Origin of the sequence: Virgibacillus dakarensis (assembly GCF_900155625.1) — a bacterium.
GTDB classification, from domain to species: domain Bacteria; phylum Bacillota; class Bacilli; order Bacillales; family Amphibacillaceae; genus Lentibacillus_C; species Lentibacillus_C populi.
Genome location: NZ_LT732553.1, coordinates 579,823 through 605,327, shown reverse-complemented (window position 1 = coordinate 605,327; position 25,505 = coordinate 579,823). Strand labels below are relative to the sequence as shown.

The window sequence follows — 25,505 nt, the reverse complement described above, 5'->3', positions numbered from 1 at the left end:
CCTGATAAGGGGATCATTTTACTCCATCTTTTCCAATTGTTGTACCATAAGATCATAATTCATCGCACCTAATGCAATAAATTGGATCCGACCATTAGAATCAATCATATAAGAAGTTGGATATGCCTGAACCTGATAAGCAGTAGAGACATCTGAGTTTACATCCATCAATACTGGAAAAGTCATTTCGTATTCTTCTACAAAATCGGTGATATTGTCTACGCTTTTTTCCGACTCTGTCAAATTGACGGCTAAAATAACAACATCCTTGTTATTATAAAGTTTTTCCAAGTCAGGAATTTCCGCCCGGCATGGCGGACACCACGTAGCCCAAAAGTTAGCTAAGACGCGTTTCCCTTTGTAATCCGATAAACGTACTGTCTCACCCTCCAGCGTTTTTAATTCAAAGTCGGGAGCAATTTGCCCCTTTGCAAGTCCCACTTTATCAGACTCTACGACCTTCTCTTCATTATCTGCCGGCGGAGAAGTAATTTTACCTCCGGAGATGCCGCCAGTATCTTCTTGAGTTGTTTCATCCGTTGAACTGACAAAATCATACGTGGCAAAACCAAGCATTCCTACTACAATTACAATAAGAATTATCTTTTTCATTGACCTTGACCTCCGTTACTATCCTAATCTCGATAGCCATGTATCTTGTACTAAATTAAGTAAAAACTCTGTAATACGCGGCATAAGACCGAAAAATAAGACCAACCCCATGATAATCATCATAACTGCACCTACCTTCATTATGACCTGACTATGCCTGACAATCCATCTTGTCGACCCAAGGAAAAAAGTCAAAATAAGAAATGGCAGTGAAAAACCAATAACATACATAACAGTGTAAAATATGCCCTGGCTTGGATTGCTTGCAGCCAGAAGCAAAATAGACCCAAAGATCGGACCGATACACGGTGTCCAACCAGCAGCAAATCCTAGGCCGATAAAAAATGTCCCCACATATCCTGCTGGCTTTTTAGAATAATGAAACCGCCTTTCCTTCATTAAGGCCGGTATCGTGATCCAGCCTGCAACAAACAATCCCATAACAATAATTAAAATCCCTGCAATTCGTTGAATAAACAATCCAGAATCACCTAGAAGTAAATTTTGTGCCCATCGACCCAAAAAGGAAGCGCTGGCACCCAAGCTGATAAAAACCAACGAAACTGCCAATAAAAAAAATAAAGAATGGCTTAATAACTGGCGACGAATTTTTGGGTTGTGATCTCCTTGCAATTCTTTTACACTGATTCCGGTAATATAGGACATATAAGCAGGGAAAATTGGCAGCACACAGGGGGACAAGAAGGATAATGCTCCTGCCCCTATCGCTAAAAACATTCCCACAATCAACATCGTATCTGCTTCAATTCCGCCCATTGCGATCCCTCTTTCTATGTTTAAAAATAATAAGTAAAATACTGCTGATAAAAAACAACCCCACAAACCACGGTGCCATTATATAGCCAAATACTGTTACAAACGGCTGAATAAATGTTAACAATAACACTCCTGCAGTCCAACCCGTTAATATCATAATTATTATCGTGATTACTGCTATACGTCCGCGGGTGAGGAAAAATAAAACAAGAAGAACAGTCAGTAAAACCAGGTACCCAAAAGCATATGTATTATCGTTCCAAACGAGCTGAATAAACTCATACGTAAATGACGCTACCAAAAATACATGTAGAAAGGATTCTATAAATTCAAGCACATACAGCTGCTGCCTTTTGGACTTATACACAAGTAGTAAGCCACTAAATAATACAGCCAGGTAAAAGCTTTGTGAATTGCTTGGATAAGCCAAAATAGCTAATGGATCCTTTATGAATATGGAAAAATTCAATATGACTTTTCCAAGCCAAATAAAGATGATAAAATTAATTAACTGTGAAATCATCTCCTCCATATGTTTTTTTCTTTGTTCCTTTGATAAATCGCTCGTTATATAATAGGAAATAAATCCCGCGAACATACTTACAGCAATAATACCAATGGATATTAATTTACTTACAATCACCAAAGAAGTTTCCTCCATTTCGATGTCTATCCAATCCTATCATAATAGGACAATGTGAAAATTTGATGAAAATAAGACTAATCCACAAAAAAGTTGGAATTAAAACAGGGACAATCTCGCGCCACGCTAAAGCTTCACCGCGTTAGTGTAGTGGAGGACTGTCCCACGTCCGTTTTAGATGACTTTATCAATAGATGCTATCAGTCTTTTCTCAATGTCTTGTGCAAGTTCCACAATGGATTCATTTTCGGTCATTTGCATCAATGCTGTCGGCCTAGGCATACCAATTTTTGTTTTTCCCTTATCATCATAAACAACAATTTTATTAGAAAACTTGGCATTCGCCATGCCTTTGGGCGAATGCCTTAGTTGCACTTATGCAGAATAAGAAAGTTTAAACTTTCTTATCTGCCAAGGTAAGAAATAGCCGACCAATTGATTCTGTGATAGCACGCGTTGTGCTGCTTCTGGGTTACACACTCCTAAAACATGATAGGCTTGCTGAAAGTCAATCGCTTTTTTCTGCAATGTTTCTCTAATATCAAATTGCCAAAGGACTCCAAACTTTTCATCTTTCAAACTCTTCTCAAGTGATTGAATTGCTTCATCGATTGTTTTATTTGTTTCAACTGTATAATGAAACATGATCAAGTATCTCCTTTTTAATTAAAGTTTTCCAATTTCAGAGACAGGATTTTATTTAGGGATTGCTCTTACAGCATAATTTGCCGGATTCAAGGGAACAACCTCCGTATCAAAGCCATTCCGTTCAAGAATGTTTATCATTTCGTTTGAAGAAATTCGGTGATGCAATGGCGGGCCTGATTCCGTTTCAATAGCCTCCCAATCGAGCAAAAGCATCTGTCCCTCAGGTTTTAAAATACGGTTTATTTCGGCAAGAGTCCTGTCAACATTCGGAACCTCATGCATCACAAAAGCAACGATAACTTTGTTTACGGATTCATCATCAAGTTTAATATGATCCAAGTCACTTTCTACATACTGAATGTTGTCAAGTTGTTCTTCTCCTGCATTTTCCTTCAGCATTTCCAGCATTTTGGGCTCAATATCAACTGCATAAACTTTTTCCGCGTTCTTGGCAATTGGAATGGTAAAATAGCCATTACCAGCTCCAAGGTCGGCAACAGTATCACCTGAATTCACACCTAGATATTCCATGATCTCATTCGGCGGCAATAATTTTTTACGCTCCGTTCGCATTAATGAATGTGCTTTTTCAGGATTAAATCGCTTGTCCGTCATATTTTTAGCCCCTTCTCTTCGTATTCTTGTCATCTCTTCTTGCCACTTCCAAAGTATTTTATTCAACAATATACTATTCTTCCCTTATCTACACCCAGGCACTCATACCACCTTTTACATTTGTCACATTCTTAAATCCTTGTTTCTTCAAGATTTTGGCTGCTTTCAGACTTCTCATCCCACTTTGACAAATAACTACCACTTCTTTATTTTTATCGAGTTTATTCATTTGTTGAGCTAATTGTGATAACGGTATATTTTTAAATGGTTTTCGGTGATTTGCTTGGTATTCCTGAGGTGTTCGTACATCAACAAATTGAACATTTTTGTCGTTAAACTTCTTTTTCAATTCCGGCACTGTTATTTGTGACAAACCTTTAACAGGCATGAATTTTCTTAGTACAAATGCTAATATTCCTATCAAGATTATCCACTGTATGATTCCCAAAATTATTTCTCCTCCCATTTGACCATGTTAAATGAAGATATCAACCCAAATTTTAATTGCTGTTCCCAAAATTAAAACTGCTAAAATCCACTGAAGATGCTTCGTATTTACCTTTTTCCCTATGTTTGCACCTAATGGAGAACCAAGTAAACTTGCTATTATCATGATTATGGCAGGTATAAATAATATTTGACCTGTCATCATCTTACTCGCAGTTGCACCAATGGATGATATAAAGGTAATTGCCAAAGAGGATGCGATGGTAACCCTTGTTGGAATATGCAATACAGTTAGCATCACTGGCACTAACAAAAATGCTCCACCAGCACCGACAATACCAGCTCCAATCCCAACCAAGAGTGCTATTGCAGCTGCAAGCCATCGGTTAAACTTTACACTGTCAAAAGTCGTTTCATCGCTTTCCCTTTTAGGCAAAAACATCATAATAACCGCAATTAAAGCCAGTATACCGTATATAATATTAATACCGGCTTCTGACATGTGTGATGAAACAAAGCCTCCTGCAAAACTGCCTATTAATATACTAATTCCCATATAACCAATGATCGTTTTATTTAAATATCCACCATTCCGATAGGCAACGACACCGCCTACTGTAGCAAACAGCACTTGAATAGCAGTAATACCAGAAACTTCATATGCACTAAAACTTGCAAAACCTAAAACAACAGGAATATATAATAACATCGGATAATTAATAATCGCTCCACCAATTCCTACCATTCCAGAAATAAAGGAACCGATAAAACCAATCAAAAAAATGGTAACGATAAACATCATACTATATTCCATATAACCTTTCCCCTAAATCAAAGGGGACCCAGCTGAAGGGTCACCTTTATCCTTTTTTTATCCAAAATTTTAGTACACTGTCTTTTTCTAATTCTTTTAAAAGCTCATGTCCACCGGATTTTGCCCATGCTGCTAGGTCACTTTTAGCACCCTTATCTGTTGCATGGACCTCCAATATTTCGCCTGTTTTTAGTTCATCCATTGCCTTTTTTGTTCTTACGATCGGCATGGGACATGATAAACCTGTTGCATCCAATACTTTATCTGCGCTCATTTTGATATACCTCCTAATTTATTCAGTTCAAATACATACGAGGGTATTATTCAAAAAACTATCCCTCAATCGCACAACGGTTAGGTCCTATTTCCATTTCTTTCTGTTCTTCCTGATCGGGCGAAAGTTTACCCATATTTATTTTGCGAATATCTTCATACGCATTCGGTTGCGGCGGAAGATTTTCGGTTACCATTTTTCTAAATTTCTGCTCATCATCTACTTGTAACCCTGCATTTTTCTGATAAAGGTCACCTAACCGAGCTAAGACTTTACCACCTTCACCAAGTTCTTCTGCAAAAGAGTAATGTGCAGGTAATACGATTAAATCATCGGAAAGTTCTTTGTAACGGTTATAGAGCGTATGTCGAAGATCTTCTACCCAATCTTCTGCCAATCCGGCTAAATCCGGACGACCAATTGATCGCACAAATAGATTGTCGCCAGTTAATAAATACTTACCATCAATTATAAATGACGTACTGCCAATTGTATGACCCGGTGAATAGATTGGTTGTATCTTTATAGCAGTATTACCCACCATGATGTCATTGCCTTCTTCAAGTGGTGTATACGAAAAGGTAGCATCCGCTGCATCTTTAGGTGGCAAGTAATAAGTGCCACCAACTTCTTCCGCGAGTTTGCGTCCGCCGGAAATGTGGTCTGCGTGTAAATGTGTGTCCATGACATGCTTAATCTGTACACCCTGTTCTTCCGCAAACTGTTTATAAATATCCGTCATCCTTGCTGTATCTACAATTGCTGCTTCTCCATTTGATTGAATGAAATATGATAGGCAACCTTTTCCTAAACGAACAAATTGGTGCAGGCTACCTCCGTCATTTAAATCAGCAATCTTTACCGGCTCCAAGTATTCACTCCAAGCTTTCATACCATCTTTCAGGCTATAAACCGTTGTAAATCCGGCATCGCTTAGCATATCTCCGATCATTTCGGATGAACCGCCTTTTGCACAGACAACGATTATTTCCTGATCTTTTTTCAACGTACCTTTAATAGGATCGATCCCGTCCAGTAAGTTGAAATACGGTTTATTGATAGCCCTGACCTTTTCGCCCTCTATTTTCCAATTATTAAATTCATCTGTATTCCGTACATCCAAAATCAACGTTTCTTCGCGGTTTACTATTTTTTTCGCCAATTCTTTAACTGAAATTGTTTTTGTCATTTGCAACCCCTCCGTTAAAATGATAGTGAGATATTTGCATCCTTCGCATAATCAATGAATGTAGCCGCGCCGCCTACTTCAATTCCATCAACAAATGCATCCTTAGCCAGATTCATTACATCCATCGTCATTTGGCAAGCAATTAATTTGACACCCAGTTCTTGAGCAATACCTACCAGCTTTTCAATGGATGGCACATTCGCCTTGCTAAATCCTTCCGCAAAATGTTCTTTTCCTTTTGGTAATGGAAGCTGTTTATGCGCCTCCTTATGAATTAGATTTAACCCTTCAAACGTAAAGAAAATCCCTACTTCGGCATCGGACGCTGCAGCTGCCGTCGCAATGTTAAATACCTTATATGCGTCAAATAATGTTCCGTTCGCTGCAATAATTGCTACTTTTGTGTTAGCCATTTAAAAATTCCTCCTAAAAGTGCGTGTTCAAAAAGTCGCCGAATGAGAAGGCCGGCTAAAATCGCAACGTCCTGTTGCAACGCCGGCACTAGCACTTCCTGTGCGTCGCAAGAAGGTCGAGGCGGCGTAGCTTTGAGCACCGGGCTTCCACAGGATGTGGTGACTTCTGCGTTGCCCACAGGACGTGGGCGGTTTTAGCAGAAGATCCTCTTCCGCCAACGAAGAGATTCGCCGCTTATCATTTGGTGACTTTTTGAACATCCACTATAAGTGGTTATTCAAAAATTGTTTAATTTTTTTCTATTGGGCTATCCCATGTGGACATACCTGGTAAAACATTTATCACATTCTTATATCCTTTTTCGGTTAAATTTTGTGCTGCTAAATCACTGCGGTTACCTGTACGGCAAATAATATATAGCTCCTTATTTTGGTCTATTTCATCTAGACGTTCATCTAATTCCTCAAGGGGTATATTGACCGCCCCTGGAATATGACCAAAAGCAAATTCTACGGGTTCACAAACATCTAGAATTGAAATGGGCGGTTCATTTAACTTACTGTGAAGTTTGTTAAGTTCAATGGTATATTCATGTTTGATTTCTTCCTTCAGTTCGGGATCACTTGCTTTTCGTAGATAATGTTTTAACAGATCACCGCCCTCGACTGTTCCAATATACTGGTGCCCGGTATTCTCTGCCCATGCCTTTAAATCAGCAATTGAGCCTTTATCTATAGCCTGAACTTCCATAACTTGACCAGGTTCTAAGTTCATCATTGCTTTTTTGGCCTTCACAATAGGCATTGGACATGTCAGCCCTTTTGCATCCACTATTCTATTTGCTGTAATCTGAATCCTCCTTACTTTTCAACTTCATCTTCCCAGTCCAGCATACCGCCTGTCATATTCGTAACATCATAGCCTTGCTCACTTAAAAACAAGCAAGCTTTGCCACTTCGACCACCAGAACGGCAAACCATATAATAATGTTTATTTTTATCCATCTCATCAAGACGGTCTGGTAATTGACCAAGTGGAATATGAAGTGCACCCGGTATTTTCCCTTGTGCTACTTCTTTCTCTTCCCGAACATCAATAATGCTCACGTTTTCCCCTGCTTTTAATTTTCCTGCTAATTCTTTTGCTGCAACTTCCTTCACTACTGTTCCCTCCTAACTAGTAAAATTCCAGACCAATCATCATTATACATATACCCGTACAGGTATTATATATTAAATAAAAAAATGGGTTAGTTGATTGCTTGCTTAACCCGTTTTTTATGATAAATGTTGTAAAACAGCTTGTCAATCTTATCTGCTTCTAACTAATAAATTAACTGCTTCTTTAATAAGATCCTCAGAACTTTCGCCAGTTTGTTTTTCTTCACGAATGCACTGTTCCAGATTTTTACTGACAACTAATGCAGCGGTACGATCCATTGCACTTCTGACAGCCGACATTTGCGTCACGACATCCCGGCATTCTTTTTCTTCCTCCATCATTTTTAATAATCCTCTAACTTGCCCCTCAATACGCTTCATTCTATTTTTCATTTGGGCATCATATTTCATTCGTAACACTCCTTTCAGCTTTACTAAGTGAACACATACATCTTTTTTGCGGGATACCGCTTCTGTCGTTTTATTATTGTCGCTATGCTCACATAATATACCCATGGAGGTATTTTGTCAACATGTTTCTACGTAAATGTTAAAAATCACATGAATACCCAACTTTTATATAAAAATAAAACAAGAACACTTATTACTTTCTAAGCATCCCTGTTTTATTTTCATCCATTCATTGAATTGTCACTTTAACAGTACGTACTCCCCACTTTATTGCAGCTTGCTTTGTCCGGACATAAACATCAATTTTGTTACCATTAATTGCACTGCCAATATCGCCAGCAATCGCATAACCATATCCTTCTACATGTACGACTGATCCTAAGGGAATAACATTTGGATCGACCGCAATTACTCTTGTATTAGGATTTTCCCTGAGGTCGATTCCGGTGTGCGTCACCCCTGAACCACCGGCACTCTCCATTGTATAAGCGGTGGCAGTAACGGTAAATGTTTTTTTGTTTGTGTTGTCCTGTGTTGCTTTTTTAGGTTTATCTACTTTTTCTTTACTTGCCGTACTAACTTTCCGTCCACTTTTTTTAACTTGTTCAGATTGCGAACTTTTTCTTGCTGCTGCTACAATATTTTGTTTTGCTTCCGTTTGAAGCGAGGCAATCTTTTTGTCTTCCAGTTGCAAGTTATCTATTAATGCAATTAACTCTTGCTGTTTCTTCTCTAACGACTCCCTGCGTTGTTCATTTTGCTGCTTTTCTTCTTTAATTTGTGCTAAAGTTTCCTCTTGTTCCGCTTTCATGGCGTTTAACTCATCAAGCTTTTCTAGTGCAAGCTTTTGCTTTTCGGCTACTTTATGTATGTCATTTTCGAGGGTTTCTAATAAGGAAGCATCAGCCTCCGTAATCTTGTTAACCATGGAAGTTCTGCTTATAAAATCACCAAAACTTTGCGCACCGAATATTACTTCTAAATAAGTCATTGAACCGCCCGCCTGTTGATAAGAGGCAATTCGTTCCTTTAAAATTTCCTTGCGTTTTTCAATATCCGTCTCTAATTCTTTAATTTCATCTTGAAGGATTCTAATTTCTTCTAGTGCACTTGTAATGTTTTGTTCTGTTTTCTCCATCATACCTTGCTTTTCATTCAATGATTGATTTACGCGTTCCATTTCTTTATTCAAATCTTCTATTTCTGACATCAGTTCAGCAACTTGTTCTTCTGCATTTGACAAATCTTCTTTAACATTCTTCCGTTGTTCCTGCAGGTTTTCTAACTTTGAATTTGCTTCTGCATAGCTATAATTGTTAAAAAATAAACTTCCTAAAACAATGATAGTTGCTAAGGTAATTGTAGCTAATTTTCTTGTCAACTTTTTCCCTCGCTTCCTATTTTTATTAAAAATAATTGCATTTCAACTCCAATAGTATATCACGGCAAACTTACACAACAATTAAGCTGAGATTACAATTGTATTTCATAAGTATCTCGCGTCAGAAATTACTTGCCATTTGTTTCATTTTTAAATAGTCTTTAAATAAACACCAATACAGAAAGGATTTTGTCACTGTGGAAAAAAAGATAAAGGATCTGACCCTGCTATTACTATATCTGACCTCTTGGAAGGAAGATGATATCCCAAAAGAAATGAGAAGAAGCTGGAAAGGCTATCCGTTTGAAATTTTAGATGAATTAACGGATGAAGATTTCATTAGAGGAAGTAAAAAATCAAAATCGGTCTATTTAACTGAAAATGGTATCAGCGAAGCGAAAAAATTAATGGAAACATATTTACAATAATGTATCTGCGCACTAAAGTTATAAACCAGTCTTCCCTTATATTTCATTGGCTTATTTTCTGAATAAACATGATATACTATATGAAGGATCTTTGACATGGAGTGATTGAAATTGAACGGTTAAACTTGAACGACCTAAACCAATGGATAGAAAAAAGCCTGAAGTTGAACGGCTAATAACCAGGAATCGTGATGAGAAAAAATAGGTTCGTACTCGCAAATGAGACGAAGATGAACAGAAAATAATCGACAAACTTTGTATTAGAAAATGGAAAATGGCTGATTAGGAAGGAAAAGTAAAATATCTTTCCAAACGAAAGTGGTTCTATGATTTCGATTGACGGGGCTAAATTGCGAATGGCGAATGGAGGGTAAATTATCCCTCTAATAAGCAAAAAAGGTGACTCCAAAATTAAAAGTAAATGTTGAGTCGCCTTTTTTGATAACTCTTTTGAAAAAATGAACACCTTTTAGTATATAAAGAACTAACTAAGGACTGCCTCTTCTTCGCTTAGACCAAGCGCTCGCGCTGTTAAAGCATGAATTTCTTGAATAAGTTCTGGATTTTCCACCAGTGACAAGCCATAAGAAGGAATTATTTCTCTTATTTTCGGTTCCCACTCTTTTAGATGCTGCGGAAAGCATCTTTTGAACATATCCAGCACAACATGAACGGCAGTGGAAGCACCTGGAGAAGCACCAAGCAATGCAGCGACTGAACCATCAGCGGCACTAACAAGTTCCGTACCAAATTGAAGCGTTCCTTTTCCGCCATCATCAGTGTCCTTAATTACTTGTACACGTTGTCCCGCTGTCACGGTATCCCAATCTTCACTTTTAGCATCTGGAATAAATTCCCGCAATTCTTCCATCCGTTGTTCTTTCGATAACATAAGCTGCTGCACCAGGTATTTTGTTAGTGGTATGTTTTTTGCACCTGCCGCTAACATCGTGAAAACATTATTCGGTTTTACAGAGCCTAATAAATCCATATTTGAACCAGTTTTTAAGAACTTTGGGGAGAAGCCGGCAAACGGTCCAAATAATAATGTTTTCTTGTTATCGATATATCGTGTGTCAAGATGTGGCACAGACATTGGAGGAGCGCCAACTGCAGCTTTTCCGTATACCTTTGCATGATGCTGCTTTACAACTTCAGGATTGTTACATACTAGGAATAGTCCGCTTACCGGGAACCCTCCAATATGTTTACTTTCGGGAATCCCGGTTTTTTGCAGTAACGGCAAGGCCCCTCCACCAGCCCCGATAAAGACGTAATTTGCAGTATGGTATTCGAGGGTACCGCGATCGAAATTACGAACTTTTACTTCCCACGAACCGTCGTCAGTACGTTTTATATCATCTACCGTGTGATTGTATTTTATATTTACATTTTGACCCTTTAAGTAGTCTAACAATTTACGCGTTAGTGCTCCAAAGTTGACATCCGTCCCTGAGTCGATTTTTGTTGCTGCTATAGATCCCTTAGATGTACGGCCATCCATAATAAGCGGAATCCATTCCTTTAATTTTTCCGGGTCGCAAGAAAATTCCATCCCTTGGAACAAAGGATGGTTTGCCAGTGCATCAAACCGTTTTTTCAAAAACATTACATTATCTTCCCCATGCACTAAACTTATATGAGGCAATGGTTTGATAAAGTCCTGAGGATTACTTATCAGATTGCTGTTTACAAGATAAGACCAAAACTGTTTTGAAAGCTGAAACTGTTCGTTAATCTTTAGTGCTTTGCTAATGTCTATGGACCCGTCCGGTTTTTCGGGAGTGTAGTTAAGCTCGCACAGTGCCGAGTGCCCGGTTCCCGCATTATTCCATTCGTTGGAGCTTTCCTCTCCTGGCTTTTCAAGCTTCTCAAATACAGTAATTCTCCAGTCCGGTGCCAATTCTTTTAAGAGTGAGCCCAATGTTGCACTCATGATTCCGGCACCAATTAAAATAACGTCTGTTGTCGTATGTTTATTACTCATATTTACCTTCCTTACATCTTAAAATTTGCACAAAGAAAGCAAGCGTTCCTGCTCATACGTTAACAAGTCAGGGCGCAACCTAGTTATACATCTTTTCTAACCATATTATAGTGTATTACAATTATACCATAAGTTATTTAAAAGCTGAAAAAAAGTGAGAAATCAAACGCATACGATATAGCAATGAAAAAGATAAAGTACAATTGCCCGTTGGATTTTTAGGGAGCTGGTGCAAACAAGTACCATGATAATTTGGAAAATTGGGCTTTGGAGCTAAATTTTTATAAGGTGATTCTGTGTCCAGCAGAATAATTAGGGTGGCACCGCGGTTCATGTGTCACAGAACCACAAAACCTTTGATTGCATTATTATAGAAATTACTATATAATCCAAGTGATTATTCTCTTCATTTTTAAGTTTCTATTCTAATTCCTAATCTTCCTATCTAATTGAATACGCCGATTTATTCGCCTCGCAATCGTTTCATCATGCGTTTACCCAAATCTCCTATGACAATTGACTGTAAACTCTTTCAATAGTATGAAGCAAAGTAGATATTCCCATTCTAGACTGGCACCATCCTATAGTGATTCAAACAGAACTTATATATTTTTCATTCCATCTATTTCAAATTTTAATAGACTGGGACTCTATAAATAAAAAGGATGTGGACTATGTTTTATAAACCGCGTACTATGTCTAATGAATTAATAATTCTGGAATTATTGAACGAGCGAAAGAATTTACCTAGAAAGGATAAGCAGCACTATTTTAATCTAAAAAAAGGTTACGAAGGAGAGATGCAATTTGATGCCTTAACAGAAAATCTTCAGTGTGAATGCTTGATATTAAATGATTTGTTACTAAAAGTAAATAATACTACCTTCCAAATTGATTCCCTCATTATTGCACATGGAAAGATTTACTTTTATGAGGTAAAAAACTATGAAGGCGATTATTATTACGAATCGGATAAGCTATTCAAAAGGAACCCTAAAGTAGAAGTAATTAATCCTCTGTACCAGTTAGGTAGAAGCGAATCCTTACTGCGTCAATTACTCCTCAGCATCGGATTCAACCCTCAAATAGATGCTTCCGTTGTTTTTATTAATCCGAAATTCACCTTATACCAAGCACCTCTAGATAAACCAATTATTTTTCCAACCCAAGTTAATCAATACATCGAAAATTTTAATGCAATACCTTCGAAATTGTCGGAAAAACATAAAAAAGTTGCAGATCAATTATTGTCGTTAAATAATACCGATTCTCCATATAAGCAAATACCTTCTTACTATTATGACGAACTACGAAAGGGGATTACCTGTTCTAAATGTCATTCATTTTCCTTATCTATTGAGAAAAGGAAATGTATTTGTCACGAATGTGGGAATGGAAAGCCGGTTATAGACGCTGTAATGAGAAGTGTTAAAGAATTTAAGATTCTATTCCCCAATGAAAAGATTACAACCAATATCATTCATGATTGGTGCCAAGTGGTACAATCAAAAAAGACAATAAGAAGAATTCTAGCAACCAATTTTAATATTGTAGGGGTTCATCAATGGACATACTACGAACAAGATTTAGATTTCTAACGCTATAAGTTCCCTCTAGTCCCTCATAATCAAAATGAAGGACTTTTTAGTGGATTGAAGAACATATTTGAGGTTTTCATCATATCGATGAGTGACTTCTTACTGGCTACACCATCTCATTTAGGCTTTCATCTCTTCTATGAGTGACTTTTCCCGGGTTCCTGCAGCGCGTTTAGGCTTTCATCTCTTCCATGAGTGACTTTTCTCGGGTTCCAGCAGCGCATTTGGGCTCTCATCTCTTCCATGAGTGACTTTTCTCGGGTTCCAGCAGCGCATTTGGGCTTTCATCTCTTCCATGAGTGACTTTTCTCGGGATCTACCATCATGATTTGTTCTTCGCCACAAGATGAAAGACGTTTAAGGAGTTTCATCTTGCATTTCAACCAACGGATCTATATAATAATAAAAAAGTCAATATCATAGCAATGAAAAAGATAAAGTACAATTGCCCGCTGGTTTTTTAGAGAGCTTGTGGCTGGTGAAAACAAGCACCATGGCAATTTGGAACTGGGCTTTGGAGCTTATTTTTTATAAAGTGATTCTGCGTCTAGCAGAATAATTAGGGTGGCACCGCGGTTCATTCGTCCCTTTATGCAGGGATAAATGGACTTTTTTAATGGAATTTTTTAATAAAACAAAACGGAGTGAAACAGATGAGCACAATATTTTCAGGAATACAGCCGAGTGGTACGCTAACAATAGGAAATTATTTAGGTGCGATGCAGCAGTTCGTCAAATTACAGGAAGAAAATCATTGCTATTTTTGTATTGTTGACGAGCATGCGATTACTGTACCTCAGGATCGTTTAAAGCTAAGACAAAATATTCGTTCGCTTGCAGCCTTATACCTTGCTGCAGGAATTGATCCGAACAAATCGACATTATTTATTCAGTCAGAAGTACCTGCACACGCGGAGCTGGCATGGATCATGCAATCGATCAGCTATATTGGGGAATTGGAGCGAATGACCCAATTTAAAGATAAAGCAGTTGGTAAGGAAGCAGTTTCTGTTGCACTATTAACGTACCCACCACTAATGGCCGCAGATATTTTACTGTACAATACCAATTTAGTTCCAGTCGGCGAGGATCAAAAGCAGCATCTCGAATTAACACGGAACTTGGCGCAACGATTTAACAATAAGTACAACGACATTTTTACCATTCCAGAAATCAGCGTCCCTAAAGTAGGCGCGCGCATTATGTCTTTACAGGAACCAACCAAGAAAATGAGCAAATCGGATAGTAATGAAAAAGCGTTTATTTCAATGCTGGACGAACCGAAGAAAATCGAGAAAAAGATTAAAAGTGCTGTTACCGATTCAGAAGGGATTGTTAAGTTCGATAAGGAAAACAAACCTGGCATTTCCAATCTCCTAACGATTTTGGCGAGCTGTACTGGCGAATCAATTGAAAAGCTTGAAGAAAATTATGCGGGTAAGGGATATGGGGAATTCAAACAGGACGTGGCCCAGGCCGTTATCCAGGTACTGGCACCAATTCAGGACCGTTACGATGCTCTTATCGAAGCTGAGGAATTAGACACTATCCTTGACGATGGTGCAGATCGTGCCGCTTTAATCGCAAATAAAACGTTAGCGAAAGCGAAAAAAGCAACAGGATTGGGACGAAAACGGAAATAAGATACTAAAAGTTGAACGTAAAAAGAAAAACACTTGACTAAAATTTAGCCAAGTGTTTTTACCGCTATTTTTTTTATTTTTGCCTCTGAGTTCCGCCCTCTTTATTTCTGCTTCGACGTATTTTGTTCCTGACTTTGTTCCAGTTCCCACATTTTTTCCAAAAACGGCTGACCTTTAATCATTTTTCCGCACAGGTCTTCATGGGCGCTGCTCCAGCCATGTTTGACACCATTATATAAAGCTTGCCAAACCTTTTCCTCATCCATATAACGAATATATGGGTATTTTTTTGGGTTCCATTCCGTCAGCCAATAGCGCAATTCTTCCAGGTTATTTGCTGTATGTAACTGATCAAGCGCCATCATCAGCAACTGTTTCAGCTGCCGCTCCCGTCTTGTTAATCCGAAGACAAGCTCTGGCGGCATGGATAGCATATGATATTCTTTTTTATACAAATCCCCATCAAATTTAAATGATTGTTTTTTCGTGTTTTCGATCATATCAAAGACAAGCTGTTCTTGCCTCGGTATTAATCTGCTTTTACGAATTGGAATCTGATAACCGATTGTATCCATTGCAATGATATCCGTTCCATCCGTAACTACACAGGCATAATCCAGTACGGTACGCTCCTGTCCTTTTCGAATATATGCACGTTTATATATGCAATCAAGCATTGGTTTTGGTAAATCATGCATATCATTTTCAATATAGTTGTATAAATCTTCATTTATGTACAAGAGCGGTACTTGATCAAGCAATTCGATCCCATCTTCCTTCCGCCATTCGTGAAAATAACATACATTATACCCATTCTCCTCCCCTTCAAACCAATTCACCCACACATCGTGCAAATACAACATAAACAACCCTCACTTTTCAACTAACATTTACCATACATTATGACCATCATGTTAGAAAAATATTCTGGGATTTTTATCACGGATTAACGGGTCATCATACCACCATCTCCAAGCGTGAGTAAACTAAAGACGTGAAGGTGAACGATAAACACCCCGTAAATTCCCGATTCTGTTCAATGTGTGTTTGGATATCGATAAATGGCAATCGCCATAAGGATAAACCCAATTGGTAAAAAGTAACATTCCGGTCGTCCTTTAAGGAAGATAAAATAATCAATCCAGCCTAATCCTGCCGGCAAAAAATTGGAATATGCAACAATGGTCACACCACCGGAAACAGCCAGTCCAAACCCCAATAAAAAGAGAAACAAATAAAACATGTCCATCCCACCCACGCTTGTCCATTCGTTTTAATTCAGTTTATGCTTGTGGACCGAAATACATGATAGGGTTGTCCATTTTCATGTTTTCGTTCCTGAATGCTATAGCAAGAATGCGTTCATGTTTCTGCTCTCCGGTTGATGTTTCCGTTCTCCGGTCGATATTTCTGCTCTCCGGTTGATGTTTCCGTTCTCCGGTCGATGTTTCTGCTCTCCGGTTGATGTTTCCGTTCTCCGGTTGATATTTCTGCTCTCCGGTTGATGTTTCCGTTCTCCGGTTGATGTTTCCGTTCTCCGGTTGATGTTTCTGCTCTCCGGTTAATGTTTCCGTTCTCCGGTCGATATTTCCGTTCTCCGGTTGATGTTTCCGTTCTTCGGTTGATGTTTCCGTTCTCCGGTCGATATTTCTGCTCTCCGGTCGATATTTCCGTTCTCCGGTTGGTATTTCTGTTTTCCGGCTGGTGTCCCTGCATCTCCAGTTGATGTTCTCTCCTGGGGCCTATATTCCCGCTTTTCCGCTTGATAGTTACCACCACCCGGTTCACATTCACAGCCTTCTTCATTTTTCTTGCTAGTAAAAAAAGACCAACCAGATCACTGGTCAGCCTCTTTTTAATCCGTAGAACTTATTTATATTTTTTAAAAATCAATGCAACATTGTGTCCGCCAAAACCAAGTGAATTGCTCATGACAACTTCTACATTTTGTTTACGTGCTTCATTCGGCACATAATCCAAATCACATTCCGGATCTGGTGTTTCATAGTTGATTGTCGCTGGTATAATATCGTCATCAATGGCTTTTACAGCAATAACGGATTCAATTCCGCCTGCTGCACCTAACAGGTGACCGGTCATGGATTTCGTTGATGAAACAGCTACCTTTCCAGCATGCTCACCGAATACGCGTTTAATTGCAGTCGTTTCATATTTATCATTTAAGTCGGTACTTGTGCCATGTGCATTAATATAATCAACATTTTCCGGGGAGAGCTCCGCATCATTCAATGCTTGTTGCATCGCTCTTGCTGCACCTTCGCCATCAAGTGCTGGTGCTGTAATGTGGTATGCATCCCCTGTTGCACCGTAACCAACAATTTCACCGTAAATATGGGCGCCACGCTTTTGTGCCGATTCAAGCGTTTCCAGGAGCAAAATTCCAGCCCCTTCTCCCATAACGAATCCATCACGATTTTTATCAAACGGTCTGCTTGCAGTTCGTGGATCGTCATTTAGCGATAAAGCCTTCGCCGAACAAAAACCGGCAAATGCCATATTCGAAATCGGCGCTTCGGTACCTCCGGCGATGACATAATCCGCTCCGCCACGCTGAATTACTTTAAATGCGTCACCGATGGAATTAGCACCTGATGCACAGGCTGTAGTCGTACAAGAATTAATTCCTTTTGCGCCCAATTGGATGGATACTTGGCCTGCAGCCATATCCGGAATCATCATTGGTACAAAAAATGGACTAACTCGTCTGGGGCCTTTTTCCAAAAACTTTCTGTGCTGATCCTCCCATGTTTGCATGCCGCCAATTCCTGATCCGATCCAAACGCCGACACGATCAGCGATTTCCTCATCGATTTTTAAATTTGCATCTTCCACAGCCATTTTTGCTGCTGCAACAGCGTATTGTGTGAATGGATCCATTTTACGAGTTTCTTTTTTATCAATATAGTTCAATGGATCAAAATCTTTCACTTCAGCAGCAACCTTTGCCGGAAAATCATCTTTATTGACTTTTGTGACAAAATCAATTCCGGATTTTCCGGCGACAAGATTATCCCATGTTGTCTTAGCATCATTGCCTAACGGAGAAATGGCTCCTAATCCGGTCACAACAACTCTTCTTTCCTCCATTTGGTCATTCACTCCTCGTCCTTTTACTCACCTATCATTATAATTGATTTTAAACGTTTAGGAAATTACGGCGCTCCGGTTCCCCGGAATCTTTCTCCTCTATTTCCCCCAACGTAATGCAACGGACCCCCATGTTAGTCCTCCACCAAAGCCGACTAATACCAGTAAGTCGTTATCCTTGATTCTACCATTCTTTACAGCTTCTGATAAGGCCATCGGAATAGAGGCTGCAGATGTATTTCCATATTTCTTAATTGTTTTTGCCATTTTATCTTCAGAAATGCCTAATCGTTCCCGGGCAGCTTCCATGATTCGTATGTTTGCCTGATGAGGAATCAGATAATCAACATCCTCTTTATGATACCCAATTTTTTCAATAACACTTACCGCTGATTTAGGCATTTGTCTAACCGCAAACTTGAATACCTCACGCCCGTTTTGGAACAAATATTTATCAGGATTCTGATATAAATATTTACCGCCTGATCCGTCAGAACCTAATTCAAACGATAATATTCCTTTTTCTTCCGATACTTTACCAACGACAGCTGCACCTGCACCATCACCAAAAAGGACACACGTATTTCGATCCTTCCAATCGGTTATTTTTGATAGCTTTTCTACACCTATGACCAATACGTGTTTGTAGGCATTTGTCTCGATAAATTGCTTGGCGGTGATCAACGCATACATAAACCCGGAACATGCTGCACCTACATCCATCGCCGCTGCTTTCGTTGCCCCCAGCCGATCTTGCAGGCGGCATGCAACAGATGGAAAAGGTGTATCAGGTGTTACAGTTGCAACCAATATCAAATCAAGTTCTTCTGGTTGCACGTTTGCTTCTTCCAATGCATTTTCCGCCGCATAAAAGGCCATATCTGAAGTATCGGTATCGTCATCAGCTATTCTGCGTTCTTCAATTCCTGTTCTCGTTTTGATCCATTCATCATTCGTGTCCACCATTTTTTCCAAATCTTTGTTTGTCAATACTTTCGGCGGAACATAATGACCCGTACCTAGTATACCAGCACTCATATCTCCATCCCCTTATATTCTAATGTTAATAGTGCTCTTCAAAAAGCTGCCAAATCAGCGTCTAGAAGGTAGCCTTGTAGATCCAGGGTACCGGGTTTGCTAGAAAGAAAGTATAAATTTGCAGCTGTATGGAGGCTTTGCCAGGAAGAGCCACCTCCAGCTCCAGTGCCCAGCGGCTAGTGTGCAACACCAGCCTCCGCAAGACAAGTCAACATCGGCTACTCCAGAGTTTACGCTTATTATTTGGTGGTTTTTGAACAACCTCTAATATCAATTATTATGACTTGGTACTAATTTTAATTCATTCTTCCCCCTGTTGCAAGGGAAAAAGAGAGTCAACCATTAACAACGTTTGTAATCGGGCAGGAACCACACAAATTAAGTCCCACCGTTACCGCTCATTTGGCAGCATACCAGTTTTTTTATAAACATCTATAGCGTCTTTTATCTTTTCCTGAAATTCTTCTGGGACAACCGGGCTGAACCTGCCTAATGAGATGGCATCATCCTGAAAATCAAATGTTAAAATTTGGCCTGAGAGTTCCCCTTTATTGAACTTTTTGGCAATAAGCTCATACAATTTGTCTGCATGCTGAACTGTGCTTGTTAATACTGCCGTTTTATCAATATCCGACTGATCGGAAACGTAGCCAATCGCATAGATTCCATCTTTACTTGCCAGTTTAATCATTTCACTACTAAAGGCATCTCCAGCAGGATAAATAACATCAGCATTCACATCACGCATTTTCTCGAAACTCTCCAAAGCGCTTTTTTCATCATTCCAATCATTAACATAATCAATATGCACTTCCGCATCGGGGTTTTGATATTTCACCCCTTCATAAAATCCTTCTATTTCGGGCTGCCATTCATATGCAGCAACAATTGCAACCTGATTTGTTTTTGTCATTTTTCCTGCAATCATTCCACCAAAATAACCCATCGCATGTGCATTAAAATTTAAACTTATCACATTATCCGCATAGTACCCACCATTAAAATAAACAAATTGTACATCTGGATACTCCTGGGAAATATCGACAAAGAACTTCCCATATGCACTGCTATGGCCAAAAATGAGGTTTACTCCATGGTTGACCAATTCATCCACAGCATTTGCCACGTCCTGCTCTGTTTTGATCCCCTCTTTAAAATAAACATCAACATCATACTTATCACGAATGGCGAGTAGGCCCTTATACCCCTTGGCTCCCCATGCTTGATCATGGATTGAGGTTTCTGCCAACATGCCTGCTTTTTGTATTTTGCCTTGGTCAAAATAAGAACTACAGCCTGATAATAGTATGATGAAACCGATTAGGATTATGATGTATCGCTTTTCCAACGTGTGCACTCCCATCCGTGAACATTGATGTACGGGCATCTCCCTATGTTAATTGTAGCGTTTAACCATCCAGCAGTAAACGTTATTCCCGATTACATTTATATTACATTAGTAAATAGTTTTAAATCTATTATAGTGATCCTGCACTTTTTTAACATTCTTCTCGATAGGTCTAATATCACGAAGGAAGATAAACCGTTTACTGTTCTTATCTAGTTTCCTATTGTCTTTTACAGACCTTAGTTCGATAAAGGATGGTAAATGATTGGATTGAATGATTTGCATCAGACAAAGAACAAAATCTTCAATATAAATGGCATCGTTTAAGAATACGTCTGAATCAAATGGTACAAATCTATTTTGAGCGTACATCCCCTTCTCATTCATTGGCATCCATTCACCAAACAGCAGTGGGAGCATAACCGTTGTCAACTGGGCATCACCTTCTTTCCTCGCTTCATCCCGACATAATTTAACCATTTTGTCTGCCTTCAGATCCAATGCATGACCATTTGATCCGTTTATAATAATTGCTGTATAACGTTCTCTGCATTCTTTTTTATCCTGCAACAAGGAAAATAAATCATTTCGTCCAACCATCATTGCCAAATTCTCTTTCTTATTTGTAGCAGTATTATCAAATCCATCTACCTGATAACCATTTTCAACCAAATAATTGATAATATGAAATCCAATCCAATCGAAACAATTTGTTACAAGAAATGACATCGCCTTTCCCCCTGTTCCTTATTACTATATTATTCATAAAATGAAACTTCATTCTGTGGGGGCTGCCGACGCGACAGGGCGTGCTAATACAGGCGAAGGCATGCGGACATGACGATTTTAGCCTGCCTTCCCTCCCCACAGAGTGTTGTGAGCGAATCAGGAATTTACGAACTCTTTATCTCCTACCTTCCCATTTTTGGTTTAGACACGCTTAGAGATGGGTGTATTACAGCCCGTCACTACGTGATAACGTAAAAGAAATACTTTTATTTTTTTAGCCAATTTGGTAAACTAAAAGCAGAATGTTAAAAAATGAGGTGTTTTCAGATGCGGTTCTTTTGGACGTTCATTTGGGCATTGGCAGTCGGCAGTGTTATTTCTTATATCCTGTCCAGTATGGCTGGTAATCCTTTTAACGTTGTTCATACACTTGCCCTGGCAATTATCTTTACATTAGCTATCTACTTATTAGGAGAAGGTGTACTGAAAGAACAAGAAGAGTAACCTTGGAACGACAAGATTGATTGTATATGTTCAAAAGTCTGACAAGTTACACATAAACCCTTGCCAACAAGGAGATGGCAAGGGTTTTAATGTTAGAAATGAAATGTGCGTCAATTGACTGTTAGTACCATGGTAATACACTTAATGCAGTAAGAGCAGCCAATGGCAAAATTAACCGTCGGAATCTTCTTGGTGGATACCCATAACCCGGGTACCCGAACCCTCCTGGATACCCATAACCCGGATATCCATAACCAAATTGCCGATTTTGATGGTTCATTTCCGGCTGTGTATGGTGTTCATACTGTTCTAAAGGTATAGCTAAATAAACATATTCATCATCCAGTCCGGTTACTATACCGTCAACTTTTGAGCCGTCAACTAATTCTGCAAGTACGTAAGAATGCATATGATCTTTACATAATTCGTATATATGATGATAGTCTTGTTTCATTTCCCTTTTTCACCCTCCTCTGCAACTAGACTATTCATTAGCCCAAAGAATAGTGACTGAAAAAGGATAGCAATTCACATAGATAATCAATTTAAAATGGAGGATTTTTTCATGGATGGCATTACAGAATTCTGGTTATTAGTAAAGTATGTACTGCTAGGAGTTTTCCAAGGGATTACTGAACCAATCCCGATTTCTTCGAGTGGACATTTAGTCATTTTACGTGAACTGTTTGGTATTGAGATCAAGGGGCTTTCCTTTGAAATACTAGTCAATTTTGGATCACTCATTGCCGTTTTAGTTGTCTATCGCAACGATATTATACGCCTAATCAACCATTTCTTCCGCTACATATTCACAAAGGATGCATCGGCAAAACGTGATTTTCGATTTGTGATGTATCTGGTAATTGCGACCATCCCTACCGGCATTATTGGTTTGCTGCTGGAGGATTACATCAGCAGCAAACTAAGCACGGTAGCGGTTGTCGGTGTAACACTGCTGATTACTGGTTTTGCTTTATGGATCATCCGTAACCTGCGTGGGAAGAAAAACGATGGTGATTTAACAGTAAAAGATGCGATCATTGTTGGCTTGGCACAATCGGTTGCCTTAATTCCCGGAATTAGCCGCTCCGGTGCAACCATTGTCGCTGCTATGCTTCTTGGAATGAAACAGGAAACTGCATTGCGCTTTTCTTTTCTATTATATATCCCGGTAAGTCTTGGAATAACCGTCATGTCTCTTTCCGATATTGTCAATGATCCTGACTTTGATGTATTAATGATCCCATATTTGCTCGCATTCATGGCTTCCATTATCGCATCATACTTTGCTCTGAAATGGTTTATCAACATTATGCGTCAGGGCAATTTGAAGTATTTTTCTTTCTATTGTTTTGCTATTGGGTTACTTGTAATCTTATTTTTATAATAAGCTCATCCCCTTGCTGCACTAAAGCTTAGTGTAGTAGGCACTGGGCACGGAAGCAATGGGAAATGGCAGCACAAAAAACTAGCGGATCGATAGAAACATTTGTATGTGATGAGCAAATTGTGACTGCCAGATCCGGCTCTAATTTAACATATTTAAGAAGTCGGTATCTTCTGTACATTCATAATTTTAAACAGCTACCTTTTATTTCAAGGATATTATCTGCTATACTTAGTGAAAGAAGATATGATTATTCTTTAAGGTGGTTATTTAAGATGTCTGAGAGGTACATCAAATCCAATATGTCCGATGATCTGAAGGAGCTGCTTGCTTCCGTTGACCATACGAAACCGATCAAAAAAGACACCTTTTTATTTTCGGAAGGCGAAAAAGCTGAAGAGTTGTACATTATAAAATCCGGGAAAATTCAAATTGGCAAGCTATCCCCTGACGGAAGGGAACTCACGCTTAGAATCTGCAACAGAGGTGACATTGTGGGTGAGCTTTCTTTATATGATAATGTGAAATATATTCTGAATGCAAAAGTGTTGGAGGATGGAGAAGTAGCTGTTATTAAAAAGTTTCATTTGGAAGAAAAACTGTTAAATAACGGCAGTCTGGCAATTGAATTTATGAAAGTAATGAGTGAATCCTTCCGCCGGGATCAAACAAGATTTCGTGATCTTGTCATGCATGGGAAAAAAGGGGCGTTATTTTCCACATTGATCCGCCTGTCAAATAGTTATGGCAAGAAACAAAGCAGTGGAAATATCTATATTGATATCGTCCTAACTAATCAGGAGCTGGCAAACTTCTGTGGTACATCCCGGGAAAGTGTCAATCGTCTATTAAATGATCTAAAGCGCAATCATATTATCTCAATGAAAAAAGGACATATTATTATTCATGATTTAAACTTTCTAAAGAAGGAAATAAACTGTGAAAATTGCCCGGTTGTCCTCTGCAGTATTCATTAATTGGACACAAACACTGCCATCATTTGTCAGTCACTCGACTGAGAATCAAAAGCTTCTAGCGTATAATACCTAGAAGCTTTATTCATGAAAGTTACTTTACAGCCCTTTTCTTCCCTCTCATCACCTTAGGTATATACACGCAATATGGCTCGGATTCCATGTAATCCCCCGTAACATTATAGGCTCTCGATCTTGAACCACCGCAAACAAAACGAAATTCGCAGACACCGCATTTCCCTTTATATTGATCTGGATCTCGTAGATTTTTAAATACTTCTGACTCCCGGTAAATCGTTGCTAACGGAGTGGTTCTTACATTACCAGCTTTAATTGGCAACAGACCGCTTGGATATACATCACCAATATGCGAAATAAATACAAAGCCATTGCCATCATTCACCCCTTTTGGTGCACGGCCAAGCCCGTCAATTTGCCCTGTCTTCCCATTCATCAAGGCATCCTCATAATAAATATGGTCTGTACTGCTTTTCCCATTATGTTCCCGCATTTTACCTTGGATAACGACGCGTCGATAGTGCTGAGCTGCAGTTGTTTTAATGTCGAATGGCACCCGTTTGGATAAATTATATAACCAGCGTAAGACACGTTCGTGCTCTGCTGGTGAGATCATATCCGATTCTTTCCCTCGCCCAGTCGGTACGAGGAAAAATACACTCCACAGCACACAGCCCAACTGTTCTACCATTTCAGCAAGTTCATCTAAATAATCAACATTGTACCGGGAAATGACTGTATTAATTTGCAATGGCATTTCCAATTCGTGCAAATAATTAATCGCATTCATTGTTAAATCGAATGAACCGGTTGTACCGCGAAAATGGTCATGAACCTCGGCGCAATGACCATCAATGCTGAATGCCCAGCGTGCCAGTCCGACATCTTTTGCCTTCTTCATTGCTTCCTTTGTGACATTCGGGGTTGCGGACGGTGTCATCGATACGCGAACCCCTTTGTGCACTGCATATTCGGCAATCTCAAAAACATCCGGCCGCTCCAATGGATCACCGCCGGTAAAGACAAGCATTGGATTATCCATTTCATAAATATCATCAATTAATTTCTTTCCTTCTTCAAACGTTAATTCTCTCGGATCCCGATGATACTGAGCCTCGGCGCGGCAATGCAAACATTTTAATGCACATGCACGTGTCAATTCCCATATTACAATAAATGGGTTTTTATTGTAATCTTGTGTAAACATAAAACCATCTCCTACCAATCATTACGACACTACGCTTACTGTACCACGATTTTCAAGTATTGGATGTGATGAAGTTCACAAATATCATTGCAAATGTCTTCGCTTTGAAGGTCCCTTGAATTTGTTTGGCGGATCCCATTATCAAATTTTG

At 39.1% G+C, this 25,505-nt stretch carries 29 protein-coding genes, 1 pseudogene and 1 other annotated feature; of the genes and pseudogenes, 6 read left to right on the top strand and 24 right to left on the bottom strand.

The annotated features are described in order from the left end of the window. Positions 1 to 18: 18 nt before the first annotated feature. The 14 genes and pseudogenes from CZ382_RS03060 to CZ382_RS24640 all read right to left on the bottom strand — a co-directional run bounded on the left by CZ382_RS03060 (position 19) and on the right by CZ382_RS24640 (position 9,385). Complete coding sequence (locus CZ382_RS03060; protein WP_088049763.1) at positions 19 to 612, bottom strand: TlpA family protein disulfide reductase; 594 nt, start codon at positions 610 to 612, stop codon at positions 19 to 21. Positions 613 to 630: 18 nt separating this feature from the next. Beyond that, positions 631 to 1,389 (bottom strand): cytochrome c biogenesis CcdA family protein, encoded by a 759-nt coding sequence (locus CZ382_RS03055; RefSeq protein WP_088049762.1) that lies wholly within the window; start codon positions 1,387 to 1,389, stop codon positions 631 to 633. Next, entirely contained in the window at positions 1,376 to 2,032 is a 657-nt protein-coding gene (locus CZ382_RS03050; RefSeq protein ID WP_230856172.1) for a hypothetical protein, read from the bottom strand. The genes CZ382_RS03055 and CZ382_RS03050 overlap by 14 nt, the downstream gene beginning before the upstream one ends. Before the next feature lie 174 nt (positions 2,033 to 2,206). Next, positions 2,207 to 2,677: pseudogene (locus CZ382_RS03045) on the bottom strand (DUF302 domain-containing protein). A gap of 51 nt (positions 2,678 to 2,728) precedes the next feature. After that, positions 2,729 to 3,364: a class I SAM-dependent methyltransferase gene (locus tag CZ382_RS03040; RefSeq protein WP_230856169.1), complete on the bottom strand. Its 636-nt coding sequence runs from the start codon at positions 3,362 to 3,364 to the stop codon at positions 2,729 to 2,731. Positions 3,365 to 3,383: 19 nt separating this feature from the next. Continuing rightward, the gene (locus CZ382_RS03035) at positions 3,384 to 3,743 is read right to left on the bottom strand and encodes a rhodanese-like domain-containing protein (protein ID WP_088049759.1); all 360 of its coding nucleotides are present in this window, start codon (positions 3,741 to 3,743) and stop codon (positions 3,384 to 3,386) included. A gap of 27 nt (positions 3,744 to 3,770) precedes the next feature. Next, positions 3,771 to 4,556 carry a sulfite exporter TauE/SafE family protein gene (locus CZ382_RS03030; protein WP_088049758.1) on the bottom strand — a complete coding sequence of 262 codons (786 nt, stop codon included), beginning with the start codon at positions 4,554 to 4,556 and terminating at the stop codon, positions 3,771 to 3,773. 46 nt (positions 4,557 to 4,602) lie between these two features. Next, positions 4,603 to 4,830 carry a sulfurtransferase TusA family protein gene (locus CZ382_RS03025; RefSeq protein ID WP_088049757.1) on the bottom strand — a complete coding sequence of 76 codons (228 nt, stop codon included), beginning with the start codon at positions 4,828 to 4,830 and terminating at the stop codon, positions 4,603 to 4,605. Between the two features lie 58 nt (positions 4,831 to 4,888). Next, entirely contained in the window at positions 4,889 to 6,019 is a 1,131-nt protein-coding gene (locus CZ382_RS03020; protein ID WP_088049756.1) for an MBL fold metallo-hydrolase, read from the bottom strand. Positions 6,020 to 6,033: 14 nt separating this feature from the next. Continuing rightward, on the bottom strand, positions 6,034 to 6,432 hold the full coding sequence (locus CZ382_RS03015; protein ID WP_088049755.1) for a DsrE/DsrF/DrsH-like family protein: 399 nt from the start codon (positions 6,430 to 6,432) through the stop codon (positions 6,034 to 6,036). A gap of 289 nt (positions 6,433 to 6,721) precedes the next feature. Next, entirely contained in the window at positions 6,722 to 7,288 is a 567-nt protein-coding gene (locus tag CZ382_RS03010) for a sulfurtransferase TusA family protein (RefSeq protein WP_088049754.1), read from the bottom strand. Between the two features lie 5 nt (positions 7,289 to 7,293). After that, a complete protein-coding gene (locus CZ382_RS03005; RefSeq protein ID WP_088049753.1) occupies positions 7,294 to 7,593 on the bottom strand; it encodes a rhodanese-like domain-containing protein in 300 nt (99 codons plus the stop codon). A 150-nt stretch (positions 7,594 to 7,743) separates the two neighbouring features. Beyond that, positions 7,744 to 8,004 (bottom strand): metal-sensitive transcriptional regulator, encoded by a 261-nt coding sequence (locus CZ382_RS03000; RefSeq protein WP_088049752.1) that lies wholly within the window; start codon positions 8,002 to 8,004, stop codon positions 7,744 to 7,746. A 229-nt stretch (positions 8,005 to 8,233) separates the two neighbouring features. Next, complete coding sequence (locus tag CZ382_RS24640; protein ID WP_088049751.1) at positions 8,234 to 9,385, bottom strand: PcsB-like coiled-coil domain-containing protein; 1,152 nt, start codon at positions 9,383 to 9,385, stop codon at positions 8,234 to 8,236. 197 nt (positions 9,386 to 9,582) lie between these two features. Here CZ382_RS24640 and CZ382_RS02990 point away from each other — a divergent pair, with 197 nt between their 5' ends. After that, complete coding sequence (locus CZ382_RS02990; protein WP_088049750.1) at positions 9,583 to 9,813, top strand: DUF6429 family protein; 231 nt, start codon at positions 9,583 to 9,585, stop codon at positions 9,811 to 9,813. A gap of 484 nt (positions 9,814 to 10,297) precedes the next feature. Here CZ382_RS02990 and CZ382_RS02985 read toward each other — a convergent pair whose 3' ends face one another. After that, entirely contained in the window at positions 10,298 to 11,800 is a 1,503-nt protein-coding gene (locus CZ382_RS02985) for a malate:quinone oxidoreductase (protein ID WP_088049749.1), read from the bottom strand. Between the two features lie 674 nt (positions 11,801 to 12,474). On the opposite strand from CZ382_RS02985, the gene CZ382_RS02980 reads away from it, so the two are divergent. Together CZ382_RS02980 and trpS are read left to right on the top strand one after the other, a co-directional pair. Then, complete coding sequence (locus CZ382_RS02980; RefSeq protein WP_088049748.1) at positions 12,475 to 13,398, top strand: nuclease-related domain-containing protein; 924 nt, start codon at positions 12,475 to 12,477, stop codon at positions 13,396 to 13,398. Between the two features lie 416 nt (positions 13,399 to 13,814). Then, positions 13,815 to 13,990 (top strand) — a binding site (T-box leader). 61 nt (positions 13,991 to 14,051) lie between these two features. Further along, positions 14,052 to 15,041 (top strand): tryptophan--tRNA ligase, encoded by a 990-nt coding sequence (gene trpS, locus CZ382_RS02975; protein ID WP_088049747.1) that lies wholly within the window; start codon positions 14,052 to 14,054, stop codon positions 15,039 to 15,041. A gap of 101 nt (positions 15,042 to 15,142) precedes the next feature. Here trpS and CZ382_RS02970 read toward each other — a convergent pair whose 3' ends face one another. The 7 genes from CZ382_RS02970 to CZ382_RS02940 all read right to left on the bottom strand — a co-directional run bounded on the left by CZ382_RS02970 (position 15,143) and on the right by CZ382_RS02940 (position 21,264). Further along, on the bottom strand, positions 15,143 to 15,904 hold the full coding sequence (locus CZ382_RS02970; RefSeq protein WP_088049746.1) for a YjbA family protein: 762 nt from the start codon (positions 15,902 to 15,904) through the stop codon (positions 15,143 to 15,145). Between the two features lie 173 nt (positions 15,905 to 16,077). Continuing rightward, on the bottom strand, positions 16,078 to 16,284 hold the full coding sequence (locus CZ382_RS02965) for a hypothetical protein (protein WP_088049745.1): 207 nt from the start codon (positions 16,282 to 16,284) through the stop codon (positions 16,078 to 16,080). 119 nt (positions 16,285 to 16,403) lie between these two features. Continuing rightward, positions 16,404 to 16,829, bottom strand: a complete 426-nt coding sequence (locus CZ382_RS02960; RefSeq protein WP_088049744.1) for a hypothetical protein — start codon at positions 16,827 to 16,829, stop codon at positions 16,404 to 16,406. Positions 16,830 to 16,910: 81 nt separating this feature from the next. Next, complete coding sequence (gene fabF, locus CZ382_RS02955) at positions 16,911 to 18,149, bottom strand: beta-ketoacyl-ACP synthase II (RefSeq protein ID WP_088049743.1); 1,239 nt, start codon at positions 18,147 to 18,149, stop codon at positions 16,911 to 16,913. A gap of 99 nt (positions 18,150 to 18,248) precedes the next feature. Continuing rightward, positions 18,249 to 19,187 carry a beta-ketoacyl-ACP synthase III gene (locus tag CZ382_RS02950; protein WP_088049742.1) on the bottom strand — a complete coding sequence of 313 codons (939 nt, stop codon included), beginning with the start codon at positions 19,185 to 19,187 and terminating at the stop codon, positions 18,249 to 18,251. A 391-nt stretch (positions 19,188 to 19,578) separates the two neighbouring features. Next, positions 19,579 to 20,544, bottom strand: a complete 966-nt coding sequence (locus CZ382_RS02945) for a BMP family ABC transporter substrate-binding protein (RefSeq protein ID WP_088050958.1) — start codon at positions 20,542 to 20,544, stop codon at positions 19,579 to 19,581. A gap of 99 nt (positions 20,545 to 20,643) precedes the next feature. Next, positions 20,644 to 21,264 (bottom strand): hypothetical protein, encoded by a 621-nt coding sequence (locus CZ382_RS02940; RefSeq protein ID WP_088049741.1) that lies wholly within the window; start codon positions 21,262 to 21,264, stop codon positions 20,644 to 20,646. Positions 21,265 to 21,591: 327 nt separating this feature from the next. Between CZ382_RS02940 and CZ382_RS02935 the strand changes: the two genes are divergently transcribed. Beyond that, positions 21,592 to 21,768 (top strand): YjzD family protein, encoded by a 177-nt coding sequence (locus CZ382_RS02935; RefSeq protein ID WP_088049740.1) that lies wholly within the window; start codon positions 21,592 to 21,594, stop codon positions 21,766 to 21,768. 121 nt (positions 21,769 to 21,889) lie between these two features. On the opposite strand, the gene CZ382_RS02930 is transcribed toward CZ382_RS02935, so the two are convergent. Continuing rightward, the gene (locus tag CZ382_RS02930; protein ID WP_088049739.1) at positions 21,890 to 22,222 is read right to left on the bottom strand and encodes a hypothetical protein; all 333 of its coding nucleotides are present in this window, start codon (positions 22,220 to 22,222) and stop codon (positions 21,890 to 21,892) included. 120 nt (positions 22,223 to 22,342) lie between these two features. Here CZ382_RS02930 and CZ382_RS02925 point away from each other — a divergent pair, with 120 nt between their 5' ends. After that, a complete protein-coding gene (locus CZ382_RS02925) occupies positions 22,343 to 23,155 on the top strand; it encodes an undecaprenyl-diphosphate phosphatase (protein WP_088050957.1) in 813 nt (270 codons plus the stop codon). Between the two features lie 275 nt (positions 23,156 to 23,430). Beyond that, the gene (locus CZ382_RS02920) at positions 23,431 to 24,132 is read left to right on the top strand and encodes a Crp/Fnr family transcriptional regulator (RefSeq protein WP_155554511.1); all 702 of its coding nucleotides are present in this window, start codon (positions 23,431 to 23,433) and stop codon (positions 24,130 to 24,132) included. A 91-nt stretch (positions 24,133 to 24,223) separates the two neighbouring features. Here the strand turns inward: CZ382_RS02920 and CZ382_RS02915 are convergent, their stop codons facing one another. Further along, on the bottom strand, positions 24,224 to 25,354 hold the full coding sequence (locus CZ382_RS02915) for a TIGR04053 family radical SAM/SPASM domain-containing protein (RefSeq protein WP_088049738.1): 1,131 nt from the start codon (positions 25,352 to 25,354) through the stop codon (positions 24,224 to 24,226). Positions 25,355 to 25,505: the final 151 nt, after the last annotated feature.